Annotated in this window: 12 protein-coding genes and 2 pseudogenes; 7 read left to right on the top strand and 7 right to left on the bottom strand. The window is 63.6% G+C overall.

Annotated features, from left to right (window positions below):
* Positions 1-150: pseudogene (locus EG244_RS19285) on the top strand (integrase core domain-containing protein); the annotation flags it as partial.
* 273 nt (positions 151-423) lie between these two features.
* Here EG244_RS19285 and EG244_RS19280 read toward each other — a convergent pair.
* Complete coding sequence (locus tag EG244_RS19280; protein ID WP_124966787.1) at positions 424-906, bottom strand: YciE/YciF ferroxidase family protein; 483 nt, start codon at positions 904-906, stop codon at positions 424-426.
* A gap of 283 nt (positions 907-1,189) precedes the next feature.
* On the opposite strand from EG244_RS19280, the gene EG244_RS19275 reads away from it, so the two are divergent.
* From EG244_RS19275 to EG244_RS19255, 5 genes are all read left to right on the top strand, one after another.
* Positions 1,190-3,907, top strand: coding sequence for a putative bifunctional diguanylate cyclase/phosphodiesterase (locus EG244_RS19275; protein ID WP_124966786.1), 2,718 nt, complete (start codon positions 1,190-1,192; stop codon positions 3,905-3,907).
* Between the two features lie 102 nt (positions 3,908-4,009).
* On the top strand, positions 4,010-4,216 hold the full coding sequence (locus tag EG244_RS19270) for a hypothetical protein (RefSeq protein ID WP_124966784.1): 207 nt from the start codon (positions 4,010-4,012) through the stop codon (positions 4,214-4,216).
* A 165-nt stretch (positions 4,217-4,381) separates the two neighbouring features.
* Positions 4,382-4,771, top strand: a complete 390-nt coding sequence (locus EG244_RS19265) for a DoxX family protein (protein WP_124966783.1) — start codon at positions 4,382-4,384, stop codon at positions 4,769-4,771.
* Between the two features lie 162 nt (positions 4,772-4,933).
* The gene (locus EG244_RS19260; RefSeq protein WP_124966781.1) at positions 4,934-5,230 is read left to right on the top strand and encodes a PRC-barrel domain-containing protein; all 297 of its coding nucleotides are present in this window, start codon (positions 4,934-4,936) and stop codon (positions 5,228-5,230) included.
* Between the two features lie 135 nt (positions 5,231-5,365).
* Entirely contained in the window at positions 5,366-5,857 is a 492-nt protein-coding gene (locus EG244_RS19255; protein WP_124966780.1) for a pyridoxamine 5'-phosphate oxidase family protein, read from the top strand.
* 112 nt (positions 5,858-5,969) lie between these two features.
* Here the strand turns inward: EG244_RS19255 and EG244_RS19250 are convergent, their stop codons facing one another.
* Genes EG244_RS19250 through EG244_RS19230 form a run of 5 tightly spaced genes read right to left on the bottom strand, consistent with a single transcriptional unit; the run spans position 5,970 to position 10,645 of the window.
* Entirely contained in the window at positions 5,970-6,569 is a 600-nt protein-coding gene (locus EG244_RS19250; RefSeq protein WP_124966789.1) for an ABC transporter ATP-binding protein, read from the bottom strand.
* A complete protein-coding gene (locus EG244_RS19245; protein ID WP_124966776.1) occupies positions 6,562-7,344 on the bottom strand; it encodes an ATP-binding cassette domain-containing protein in 783 nt (260 codons plus the stop codon). The genes EG244_RS19250 and EG244_RS19245 overlap by 8 nt, the downstream gene beginning before the upstream one ends.
* Positions 7,338-8,150: an ABC transporter permease gene (locus EG244_RS19240; protein WP_124966775.1), complete on the bottom strand. Its 813-nt coding sequence runs from the start codon at positions 8,148-8,150 to the stop codon at positions 7,338-7,340. Before EG244_RS19240 ends, EG244_RS19245 begins: the two co-directional genes overlap by 7 nt.
* Positions 8,147-9,106: an ABC transporter permease gene (locus EG244_RS19235; RefSeq protein ID WP_233589080.1), complete on the bottom strand. Its 960-nt coding sequence runs from the start codon at positions 9,104-9,106 to the stop codon at positions 8,147-8,149. The genes EG244_RS19240 and EG244_RS19235 overlap by 4 nt, the downstream gene beginning before the upstream one ends.
* Positions 9,107-10,645 carry an ABC transporter substrate-binding protein gene (locus tag EG244_RS19230; protein WP_124966774.1) on the bottom strand — a complete coding sequence of 513 codons (1,539 nt, stop codon included), beginning with the start codon at positions 10,643-10,645 and terminating at the stop codon, positions 9,107-9,109.
* 163 nt (positions 10,646-10,808) lie between these two features.
* Here EG244_RS19230 and nikR point away from each other — a divergent pair, with 163 nt between their 5' ends.
* Positions 10,809-11,210 (top strand): nickel-responsive transcriptional regulator NikR, encoded by a 402-nt coding sequence (nikR, locus tag EG244_RS19225; protein ID WP_124966773.1) that lies wholly within the window; start codon positions 10,809-10,811, stop codon positions 11,208-11,210.
* A 1,088-nt stretch (positions 11,211-12,298) separates the two neighbouring features.
* On the opposite strand, the pseudogene EG244_RS21175 reads toward nikR, so the two are convergent.
* Positions 12,299-12,427: pseudogene (locus tag EG244_RS21175) on the bottom strand (IS481 family transposase); the annotation flags it as partial.
* Between the last annotated feature and the right edge of the window lie 37 nt (positions 12,428-12,464).

The raw sequence follows: 12,464 nt of genomic DNA, 5'->3' as shown, positions 1-12,464 counted from the left end.
CGCGCCTATGCCAGCGTATCCGAGGCCCGGGCCGGGATCGGCCGGTATCTGACCTTCTGCAATCGCCGCCGCCCGCATTCATCTCTTGACGGGAAAACCCCCGATCAGGCCTGCTTCAATCAGCCGATGCCCGAAGCGGTGGCGGCGTAACCGAGGCGGAAAACCACTTATAAAACGCCCGGAACTTGTTCAGATCAACAGAACCATCTCAGATTGCCACTGCCTGCGCGGATCGTCAGATGCCGGGCAGAAAGTGTCGTGAGGCTGCAGGTCATTATCGCGAAATGCTTCCGGGTTCAGGATGAGGGCATCTCGCGGGGCACAGCCTGACATTCTGTCAGGCCACTGCTGACGGCGGAGCGTTGCGGCGAAAGTCGCAACACTCCGCCAGGATTTGCCGCAGGGAACATGCTCAGGCTGAGATCAGGCGGCTTTGAGAACGGCGCGGTTGATCGAACGATCGGCAAGCGCGGTCAGCGCGTCGTCGGTCTTCTCTTCCTCATCGAGCGTAGTCTGCAGGATTTCGGCGATTTCACCCTGACCCAGGGTCTTTGCCCAGTTGCGCAGGCTGCCGTAACGGCTGATCTCGTAATGCGCGACCGCCTGGGCGGCGGCGACGAGACCTGCATCAAGGGCGGGTGACTCCTTGAATGCCTCCGGCACCTCTTCGCCCTCATCGGGGATGCCCTCAATGGCCGGGCAGGTCTTGCCGGGGATGTCGAAGACCTGCTGCAGGCGCTCGACATGGATTTCGGTGTCGTCGCGGTGCTTTTCAAAGGCGGCTTTCAGATCAGCAGACTGCGCGCCACAGGCCATTTCAGGCAGGGCTTTCAGGATCTTACGCCCGGCATACCAGACATCCCTCAAAAGATCGGGGAACAGATCATCGAGGGTTCGGGTCTTCATGATGGCACGCCTGTGCGGGTTCTGGCGGCTCTGCTGATGAACGGCTGCGGCGTATGAATGTTCCAAAGCCGTCCATCAGCAAAAGCGACTGCAGAAGGCCCGGGAAGCCGGGGGGGGGACATCCGGGGGGTGCGCCAGGGCCCCTTCCTCCCGATATTCCCGTTAAAATATTGGAACCACCAGGCGTGGAAGTTGCGTTGACCCCTTGACGGCTCGTTAAGCTTGTAAAAACGTGTCCTACCGGAAAGGCAGCAGCCGAGCAAAATGGCTGCAGGAGTATGCGATGCAGTCAGATCCACTCCGGCAGATTTTCCACGACTCCGATGTCGTTCTGCGGGCGCAGTTCAACGGCCTGCGACGACAGATCCCGCTGATGTACGCGTTGATGACGGTGAATATCACCTTCCTCACGATTGCGACCTTTGATGTGGTGCCGCGGCTTCACAGCCTCGGCGGCGGGCTGCTGCTGGGGCTGATGAGTGGCATAAGAGCGGTGATCTGGCTGCGCCGCTCGCGGGCAGAGCCGGTTGATATTCAGCGCTATCTGAAAACGAGCGTGGTGGTCGCGGCGGGCATCAGTGCGGTCTTCGGGGCCTGGTGCTATCTGTTGCTGACCGGGGTGGATCCGCCGCGGCAGCCGGCGATTGCGCTTTATGTCTTCGTGGGGGTGATCAGCTGCTGTTATTGCCTGCAGGCGCTGCCGATCGCGGGCTGGTTTGTGCTGATCTTCGGCTCGGTGCCGGTGACGGCACATCTGCTGACCTCAGGCGAGTGGTATCTGATCGGGACGGGGGTGATGTTTATCTGCGCCTCAGTGGTGATTATTCATTCTCTTAAAACAAGTTATCAGACCTTTGCAGATCTGCTTTACTCGCGCGAAGAAATGCACGGGCTGATTGAGGCTCTGCAGCAAAGCCAGGAGCATTACCGCGCCTCGGTGGAATTGAATCCGCAGATCCCCTGGATCGCAGACCCCACCGGCGCGCTGACGGAGCTGAGCCCGCGGTGGGCGCGGCTCACGGGGCGGCCGCTTTCCGAAGGCCTTGGCTGGGGCTGGCTCAGCGCGCTGCACCCCGATGATGCGGTGATGGCCCGCGGCGGCTGGGAGTATGTGATTTCCGTGGGCGGCGAGACCCGGGGCGATACGCGCTACCGCATCCGGCTGGCCGATGGCAGCTACCGCTGGTTTCGCGCCCGTGTCTCGGCGCGCCGCGCGCCGGATGGCAGCGTGACGGCCTGGTATGGCAATCTGGAAGACATCCACGAACAGGTCGCGGCCGAGCGGCGGCTGCAGGAAAGCGAAGAGCGCTACCGCCTGGCCTCGCTTGCCACCAATGATATCATCTGGGATCTGACCTTTGCCACCAACCACATTCTGTGGAACAGCGCCGCCACTGCCGTACTGGGCTATCCCGCTGATAAAGAAGGGGTTTCCGTGTCCTGGTGGATGGAAAAAGTCCATCCCGATGACCGGGAGAAACTGATGGATGAGCTGACGGAGATTTTGAAAACCCGACAGTCGCTCTGGGCGAGCGAGTTTCGCGGCCGCGCGATGAGCGGGGAATACCGCAGCCTCGCCTCGCGCGCCTATGTGGTGCGCAATGAAGAGGGCAAGGCGATCCGGCTGATCGGCTCGCTGCAGGATGTGACGGGGCAGAAAGAATATGAAGCGGGGCTTTATCAGTCCGCGCATCATGATTTTCTGACCGGTCTGGCGAACCGCGCCAAATTCAACCAGGAGCTGCAGTCGGCCCTTCTGAAGGCCGAACCCCAGCAAAGCCGGGTGCTGTTGCTGGTCCTTGATGTCGACCGGTTCAAGGGCGTGAATGATGGCTGGGGCCATGATGCGGGCGACACTCTGCTGCGCGAGCTGGCGCGGCGGCTGCAGCGTTCGGCGCCCGCGGCGGCCACGGTGGCGCGGCTCGGGGGAGATGAATTTGCCCTGATCCTGCCTGATCCGGACGGGAATGGCCCGCCCGAAGACTTTGTCGATGATCTGATCGCCGCTTTAAGCCAGCCGGTGCGCTTTAACGGGCGTCAGATCGGCGTCAGCCTGAGTGCGGGTGCGGCAGTGGCCTTTACCGATGGCACCACCGCGGAAGAGCTGCACAAAAGCGCCGATCTTGCGCTTTATGCCGCCAAAAAGCCGGGCCCGGGCCATATCCGCTTCTTCGAAGATGGCATCCGTGATGAGGCGATGCGCGAGACGCAGATGCTGTCGGATGCCCGCGCGGCGCTGCAGGACGACAGCATTGTGCCCTTTTATCAGCCGAAAATCTGCCTGCGAAGTGGGGCCCCCTCAGGCTTTGAGGCGCTGCTGCGCTGGCAGCATCCGGAGGGGGTTCGCCCGCCTTCAGCGATCAGCGCGGCGCTGGCGGATCCGGCGCTGTCGGTGCAGCTGACAAACCGGATGCTTGACTGCGTCATCGCCGATATTGTGCGCTGGCGGGCCATGGGGCTGCAGGTCGGTCGCATCGCGGTCAACGGCGCTTCGGGTGATTTTCTGCGCGGAGATTTCGCTGAGCGCATCCTGACCCGGCTGGCCCAGGCCGGGCTGCCGCCCTCGGTGCTGGAGGTGGAGGTGACCGAGACGGTCTTTCTCAGCCAGAAGGCGCGCAATGTGGAAGAGATTTTGCAAAAGCTTTCGCGCGCGGGCATCACCATTGCGCTGGATGATTTTGGCACCGGCTATGCCTCGCTGACCCATCTTAAGCAGTTTCCCGTTGATACCATTAAGATTGACCGCTCCTTCATTTCGCGCCTCGGGGGCCCCGGGTCAGAAGACAGCGTGATCGTTGATGCGGTTTGTGAACTTGCCCGAAAACTCGGGATCACCACGGTGGCGGAAGGCATTGAGACCGCCATCCAGGCCTCGCTGCTGAAGGCGCGGGGCTGTGATGTGGGGCAGGGCTATTTCTTCGGCCACCCGGTCCCGGCCTCAGAGGTGCCGGAGCTTTTGAAGTCGGGCGGACCTGCGGCTGAAAGCGGGATTTTTGACTGAAGGGGGCCTGGCGTCGCGGCAAAGCTTCGCCTGCACACAGCACTGTGTGCGAACCCGATCCTTCAGGGCCGGTTAACCCTTCACCAGATGGAGGAGCAGATCATGACCCGACCCGGTATCGACAAAGAGGCTGAGAACCGCAGGTTCAACGTGGCCCAGGAGGCCCAGCAGTCAAAAATGAGCGTGGCGGCGGAAAAACACGCCGGTAAAATCCGCGGCAACACAGAACCGAACGCCGGCGGGCAGAACCGTGAAACCGGTGACCGCCGCGCCCGCCAGAACGACCGCGCCACCAACGGCGGCGAATAACGGACCCGCTTCAGAGGTCGCGTAAGACATTGCCCAAAGCGCGCTCCGCCCCGCTTTGGGCATTTTGCATCGTCTGCGGCTGCTGAGCGGGCGCGCTTATCATGGCGCTTGTTCGGGGGAGAGATTGGGTTCACGCTCCCCGAACGCTCGCATGAGGAGTCAGAAATGTTCACTCAATTCGATGCCTACCGTCCCTATGCTCTTGCCCTGCTGCGCATTATGGCCGGCCTTTTGTACTTCGCGCATGGCACTCAGAAACTTTTCGATTTTCCGGTTCCGGGGCCAGGCACGCTTGGCAGTCTGGCGCTGGTCTCGGCGCTTCTGGAGGTGGTGGGCGGGGCGATGATCGTCCTTGGCCTCTTTACCCGTCCGGTGGCCTTTGTGCTTTCGGGCCATATGGCCGCCGCCTATTTCATGGCTCATGCGCCGCAGAACCTCTGGCCGGTGGCGAATGGCGGCGATGCTGCGATCCTTTTCAGCTTCGTCTTTCTGATGCTGGTCACGACCGGCCCCGGGGCCTGGGCGATCGACAATAACATGAGAGAGACCGCCTGACGGCGACCGCTCCTGTCAGGCCCCGGCGGGTTCGTCCCGCCGGGGCCTTATGGCTTTTCAGGCGGCCTGCGCGCGGTTTCCCGCCGCTTTCAGAAGGCGTCGGGATCATTCCCGCGCTTTAGCGATTAAACATGCTCCATCCATGAACGCAGGAGCATTCCCATGGACCATTCGAGCCACTCCCGCCTGTCCCCGGCTGAATATTCCGACCATGTGCTGAGCGGCGCCGCGATCTATGGCCCCGAAAATGCAAGGATCGGCAGCGTAGCGCATGTCCATGGCTCTGGCCCGGAGGCGCAGGTGATCATTGATGTGGGCGGTTTTCTCGGCATGGGTGCCAAGCCCGTCGCCGTTCCCGCGCGCGATCTGGATTTCATGCGCGACGAATCCGGTGTGGTGCATGCGGTGACCACCTGGACGAAAGACCAGCTGAAGGCCATGCCCGAGCATCATCACTGAGCCGCGACCGAGGCCCGTTGTGCCGCAGCGCCGCCGGGCCTCTTCGCACCCCACAGGGAACGCAATCGGGCAGGCCCGGTTCTCTCTGCGGCGGGGGCCTCTGGCCCGCATCACTTTCATCACAGGAATTGCGCCATGACTGAGACGAACCCGCAGTATACCACTGAGCATCGTAAAGAGTTCTGGGACCGCCTCGAAGACTGCCGCAGCGGTATGCTTGAGGTCAGCGGCCGCTTCGTCCCTATGACCCACAACCTTGAGCCGGAAGACGGACGGATCTGGTTTCTGACCGCCAAAGGCACGGATATGGCGGCGGCCGCCGCCGCGAATGCCGAAAGCCGTTATATCGTCAGCAATGATTCCACAGCGCTTTATGTGACGGTTCAGGGTGTGCTGCACCGCTCTGATGATCGCGAAAAGCTCGATGAAGTCTGGAGTGCGATGGCGAAGCTGTGGTTTGATGAGGGCAGGCAGGACCCGGATCTGGAACTGATCTATCTGCAGCCCGGAACCGCAGAAGTCTGGCTTGGCCCCGAAAGCGGGCTGAAGTTCTTCTGGAGCGTTGTGAAGAGCAAACTCACCGAAGGAGAGCCGGATATGGGCGCTCATTTTCAGCTGAAGTTCTGAGGGATTGTCCCGACGACGGAAGACACCCTTCCGGGGGATGACCGCGCCTGCCTGACCAAAGGCAGGCGCTTTTACCTGCCGCTGTTGCGGGGGCCCGGCAACCGGGCCTTCGTCAGCCCCGCGAGAGGGTGATCTGCCCCGCCGTCACGATGCGCGACAGCAAAGGCGCGTCATGGCTGATGGCAAGCAGGCCAATGCCTTCGCGCCGGCATATCCCCCCCAGAAGCTGCCAGATCTGCACCTGTGAGATCTGATCGAGCGAGGCGGTGATCTCATCGGCAATCAGAAATGCAGGCTGTGCCGCCAGCGCGCGCAGGATCGAGACGCGCTGAAGCTGCCCGCCCGAAAGCTCATGCGGATAGCGCTGCAGCCAACCGGCCTCAATGCCAAAGGCGCTGCAGTGCGCCTCAGACACCGGGGCAGCTTCGCAGAGCACTTTTCCAATCCGCCATCTCGGGTTCATCGCCAGCAGCGGGCTCTGGTGCAGATATTGCACCGGCTGGCGACCCCGGCGCGGCAGGGGGGCCCCGTCCAGAGTGACCTCGCCCTGCAAAGCCGGGTGCAGACCCGCGAGTGTCCGCCCAAGGGTGGTTTTACCCGCGCCGGACGGCCCCTCAAGCCCGAGGATCTGCCCTTTTGGCAGCGCAAGGTTCAGGCCTGCGAAGAGCGGCTTTCGGCCAAAACCGGCGGCGAGATTGCGCGCTTCAAGCATTGGCGTCAAACCCGTTCCCCGGCAGCGCCCGCCAGAGCGCCCGTGCAAAGGGGCTGCACAGCGCCGCGCCGGTGCCGGTGCCGGTGAAATCGCGCGCGTCTTCCATCCCGCACAGCTCTCCGTCGCGCAAAAGCGCGACCCGGTCGCTGAAGGGCAAAGCCGCTGCGAGGTCATGGGTGATCAGCAAAACCGCGCCGCCGCGCGTGGCGTGGCCGCGCAGCAGGGCCAGCACCATGTCACGGTTCTCCGGATCAAGGCCGGCGGTCGGCTCATCGGCGATCAGCAGATCCGGGGCTGCGGCACTCACCATGGCCAGAAGAACCCGCCGCGCCATCCCGCCCGAAAGATGCCGGGGGTAAAGCCGCAGCACCTCAGGCCCAAGGCCAAAGCGTGCGAGGATCTCAACGGGCGCGCCTTTTGCCTTTGTGCGGCGCAGCGCCCAGGTGAGCTGATCCCCCACGCGGGCCAGGGGATCAAGATGGCTGATCTGTTGCGGCACAAGCGCAATCCGCCGGCCGCGGAGCCCCGGGGGGCAGCCCTGATCAATACGCCGGCCCTGAAATGTGATCGCGCCCTCAGTGATGGCATTGGGCGGCAGAAGGCCTAAAATCGCATGGGCCAGCAGGCTCTTGCCCGCCCCTGAGGCCCCTGCGACAGCCAGAACTTCCCCCGCCGCGACATCAAGGCTGAGGTCCGACAGCCGTGTCACCTGGCTCTGGCGCAGCAGGCCCTGGTAGCGGCGAAAGCGCAGGGAGAGATGTCGGATGCTTAGCATTGCGCCTCTCTCGGGCTGATCAGGCGGCGCAGCGCCGTGCCAAGCATCTCGAAAGAAAGCACCAGCGCCAGCAGCATCACGCCGGGAAACACCGCCAGCCACCAGCGCCCGGCGCTGATGTGGCGCATCGCCTCTGACAGCATGACGCCGATGGCCGGGCGAGAGGGCTCCAGCCCGAAGCCAAGGAAGGTGAGCGCCGCCTCATGCAGGATCGCATGGGGAAACATCAGCAAAAATCCCACCAGCATCTGCGGCAGCAGATGCGGCAGGATGTGGTGCCAGGTGATATGCAGCCGCGAACGGCCAAGCGCGCGGGCGGTCTCTACATAGGGCGCGGCGCGGATCTGCAACAGCTCGGCCCGCAAAATCCGCGCGAGGCGCGGCCAGTGGCTGACCGCCACCGCCAGGATGACCGCCGTCGTGCCCCCCCCGAAGGCAAAGGCCAAAAGGATCAGCAGCATCAGATGCGGCATGGCCAGAAAGCCGTCGGTCACAAACCCCGCAACCTGATCCGCCCGCCGCCCCAGCCCCGAGGCCATGGCGATCAGGGCCGAAATCAACACTGACAGCCCCGCCGCAATCAGCCCGACCCAGAGGCTCAGCGCCAGCCCGTGCAGCGAACGGGCCAGAATATCGCGGCCCATCTGATCGGTCCCGAAAAGATGTGACGCCCCAGGGGCGAGGTTGCGGGCGCTGAACTCCGCACGAAGGCCAAGATCGCCCAGCAGCAGCGGGAAAACTGCGATTGCGAGGATCAGCACAAGGGCCAGTGCGGCGGCCAGCACCGCGCTCAGACGCCCGCTCATCGCCCCGACATCCGCGGATCGAGCCGGGTGTAAAGCCTGTCGGCCATCAGATTGCCGCCCGAGACCACCAGCGTGGTCAAAAGCGCAATGGCCAGCAACAGCGGCACATCTCCCTTCATCCCGGCATCCACAGTGGCGCGGCCAAGGCCCGGCCAAGCAAAGACCTGCTCGGCCAGGATCGAGCCGCCGATCATCTCGCCCACCGAGGCCATAAGCGCCGTAACCGCCGGTAGCGCCGCATTGCGCATCCCGTGGTGCCAGATGATGTCCCATTGACCCGCCCCCTGGGCGCGCGCCATCAGCACATAGTCAGACTGCATCACCTCCGCCAGTTTGACCCGGGTGTGCAGGGCGATCTGCGCCACCCCAAACAGCGTCAGCGCCGTCAGCGGAAGTGCAAGATGATGCAGCTTTTGCGCAAAGCTCACCTCCTCCGGGGGCAGCCCCACCGGGCCCGCACAGCAGATCGGCGTCCAGCCAAGGCGGACGGAAAAGACCATCAGCAGCAGCATCGCCAGCCAGAAGGTCGGCGTTGCCGCCAGAACATAGCAGTAAAGCCGGATCACCCGATCCGTCCAGCCGCCCGCCGCCACCGCCAGAAGCCCAAGCGCGAAACCCAGAAGCCCCGAGAGCGCCCAGGCCCCCCCGGCCAGCGCCAGAGAGGGGCCGATGCGGTCCCCCAGCACCTGCAGAACCGGCGCATTATAGGTCGTGCTATGGCCGGGATCGCCGCTCAGAAGATGGCCCGCCCAGGCGAGAAACTGTTCATGCGCGGGGCGGTCAATCCCCCAGGAGGCCGCGATCTGCGCCTTTTGTTCGGGGCTGACATGGGCGATGGCGGGGCCGAGATAGGCATCGACCGGATCCACCGGCGAGACCTTCATCAGCGCAAAAACCGCCGCTGAAACCAGGCTCAGCAGCAAAATCTGCCGCAGGATCAGAAAAATACCCGCCACTTACTCACAGCTCCAGCGCCACTGCGCAAGGGTCGCGGTGACCGGCCAGCCATGGCCATGAGGCTCTGTCTGCGTCGGCCCGATCTCAAGGCAGTCGCTGACGAAATAGACGTGATCCAGATTCACCAGCCAGGCCCAGGCATTGTCTTTCTGCAGTCCGAACTCCGCCGCCGCCGCCGCCCACAGCGGGTAGGAGGCCTCAAGGCTCTCAGCGCTTTGGGCCCGTGCGAAAAGCGCGTCGACCTTTGGATTAGCGTAATACGTGGGATTGGCCCAGCCCACACCGCCCAGATCAGAGCTGAAGATGCTGTAGAGCTGCCAGGGCGAATGGCTGCCAAAGCCGAAGACGACCGGCTCGGAATGCATCACCCGCCCGATCGCTTCCCAGCTGCCCCCCACCGGCGTTGCCTCAATCCCTAAGGGCCGCAGCAGCTCGGCTGCGGTCTCGGCAAGCGCCTGGCGGGTGGCATCCGCCGCCGGATAATGGATGCGGAAGCCCGCGCGCAGCCCGTCTTTGACGCGAATGCCGTCCGCGCCAGGCCGCCAGCCGCCCGCGTCCAGCACCGCAAGCGCGCCCTCGGGATCATAGGCGACACGGTCCTGCGGATCCGACCAGGGCAGCCCGTCCACCGAGCCAAAGGCCGGGGTTCCATGGCCATGCAGCGCCACATCGACCACGAGGCTGCGGTCAATCCCAAGGTTGATCGCGCGCCGGATCGCCGGATCTGCGGTCACGGCATGGCCGGTTTGACGCCCCTGCCGCTCGGCGGGCAGACCAAAAGGCAGGCTCAGTCCGCGATTATCGACGGTCCGTGCGCGCACCGCCCGAAACTTCGGGGGCAGGGCCTCTGCAAGCTGCGCCGGGACCGAGACCAGATGCGCGACCCCCGCCTGAGCGGCCGCGAGGCCCGCGTCCTGCCCGGTAAAAAGGAACGTCAGCTTCCCGAAGGGGGGCGCTGCGCCATAATAGACCGGGTTCGGCTCAACGATCATCTGCTCCCCCTCTGCCCAGGACACCAGCCGAAAGGGGCCGGACCCCAGCGGATTGCGCCCATAGCCGGGCCCGTAAGAGGCGGCGGGCACGATCCCAAGGGTGTAAAACGTCTCCGCAAAGGTGATCCAGGGCTTTGTCAGCGTGATGCGAAGGCTATGCGCATCAATGGCTTCTGCGCCTTTCATCACCTGCAGATCGCGCTCTCCCGCGGCGGCTTTGGCGGTGGTGAAGGTGAAGGCCACATCCTGCGCCGTCAGCGCGCTGCCGTCCGAGAATTTTACATCGTCGCGGATCGTGATCGTCCAGGTCAGCCGATCCTCAGACAGCCGCCAGTCGGTGGCAAGATCCGGGGTGGTGGCAAGATCGGTGTCGCGTTTCAGAAGCGTCGATTGAAAGAGCGGATTGCCGTAGCTCCCCCAGCCCATCACCGGATCAAAGCCGGTCTCCGGCTCGCCGCCGATGGCAAGGACCAGCGACGGCCCGCCCGCCTGCACCAGGCCTGCCGAGAGGAGCAGAGCGGCCAGCGTTTTCGGCAGAAGGGTCATCGGGCATTCCGCAGTATGAGCAATCTTCAGTTTTCGCTTATCCACTTGCACGACCCGGTTGCAAGTGGAAGCCTTGCGCAGGCGGGCTCTGCAGGGCAGTTTCTGCAGATCACGAAGCGCGGGCTTTGATAAACTGCCCTCTTTTTAATCACAAGGAAGCCCGATGCAGCGCGTCACGGTAACTCTCGACGATGATCTGATGGATGACCTCGACCATGTGATGGCGGAGCGCGGCTATACCAGCCGCTCAGAAGCGATCCGCGATCTGACCCGGGCGGGCCTCGCGCGCGCGCGGGTCGAGGCCGCATCCGACGCGCCCTGTGTGGCGGCGATGGTCTATACCTATGACCACACCGCCCGCGAAGTCTCGCGCAGGCTGACGGCCGCGCATCATGATTTCCACGATCTCACGGTCTCATCGCTGCATGTGCATCTGGATCACGACGAATGCCTTGAGGTCTCAATCCTAAAAGGCAGCGTCGGGCAGGTGCGCCATTTCGCCGACCATCTTGTGGCACAGCGAAAGGTGCAAAACGGCGAAGTGGTGATCATCCCCCGGAAGTAAGCGGGCCCGCGGGCCGCCGCGCTCCCTTACGTTTAACGCGTTGCGCAGATGTGATGATTTCAGAAATATGACCGGATTCCTGTGGCATTGCCGGCCGGTCCCCGGGTCCGGACCCGCCATCTCCGGCCGCTGTTTCAGCAGGTCGGGCGGGGCCGTCCGGCGGGCCTCCGCGGCAGTCTGCCGGGAAGTTTCGCGGCGGGGACAGAGCCTGCTGTTCCGCAGCATGCGGCTGGCAGCGGTGTGACAAAAATTTTTCCCGCCGCACTGCAGAGATTTTCGCCAGCCCCGGCAATCCTGCGGACCCGCTGTCAGAGCTGCGCGACCGCCCGGCGGGCTTTTTTGCGGCAATGCCCGTTCAATGACTGGCCTGGAGGTTGCGACGTCGCCCCGGCGCGCCTTTTGGCAGCTTTCCCCCGAGCTGCTGTTGAGGCCTTGATCCGCGCAGATCTGCACCGCCTGAAAGCAGAGGCTGAACTCCAGACCTCAGTGCCCCGGAGCCGGATCCTGTCCGCCGGGACCTGTCTGGTGGCCTCGCCCCGGGGGCGCATGCAAACATGACGGTCTTTAAACAGTTCCTGCGCAAAGCCGGAGTGTGCAGCTCTGCCCTTGAAAGGGAAAGATGCCATGAACCGTAGGTGTGGCTGTGCCGTGACCGATGATTTTTCTCTGCCGCGCGCAGGGCGGCCCAGAAAGGGGCTGCTGCCGGGCGCGTCTTTCGCAGCCTCATCCAGGGTGACACAAAGCGCATGAGTCTTCTCGCGGCTGCGTTCCGGCCTGATCAGAAATGGAGCCTCCACATTGATCGCGTCATTTCCAGGCCTGTTTTGCAGCATAACCGCCGAAAACTTACGGAACTGGGGCCTGACAGAGACCTGCATTTCAGGCCGGGCCCCCAGTGAAGAAATCGGACAGTGCTGACCGACGGCGGTCTCGGGGCAGATACGCAGGTCGGTATCACGGAAGGCTGGTTGCTGAGTTCAGTCCCCGAGCGCGATTTCTACTCCACCGATTGCTTTCAACCCGGACGGCAGATCCCGGCAGTGCCGGACTTGAAGCGGTTCACGACCGGGCAGGCGAAGGCCGTCAGGCTAGGTGTTCAGTCCCGGCATCTGGTGGATCGGATTTAGGATCAATTTTTCCGGCTCTGAAGTCCGGATTTTGCAGATGCCTTCGTAAGGCGTGAGGCCGCTCAGGGTCTTCAGGCGGCGGGCTAGGCTCAGGACTCATTGATCATATCCAGAAGATGACGATTGC

It is taken from the genome of Falsigemmobacter faecalis (assembly GCF_003863335.1).
In the GTDB taxonomy this organism is placed as follows: Bacteria; Pseudomonadota; Alphaproteobacteria; order Rhodobacterales; family Rhodobacteraceae; genus Wagnerdoeblera; species Wagnerdoeblera faecalis.
This window is presented reverse-complemented; position numbering and strand designations above follow the sequence as displayed.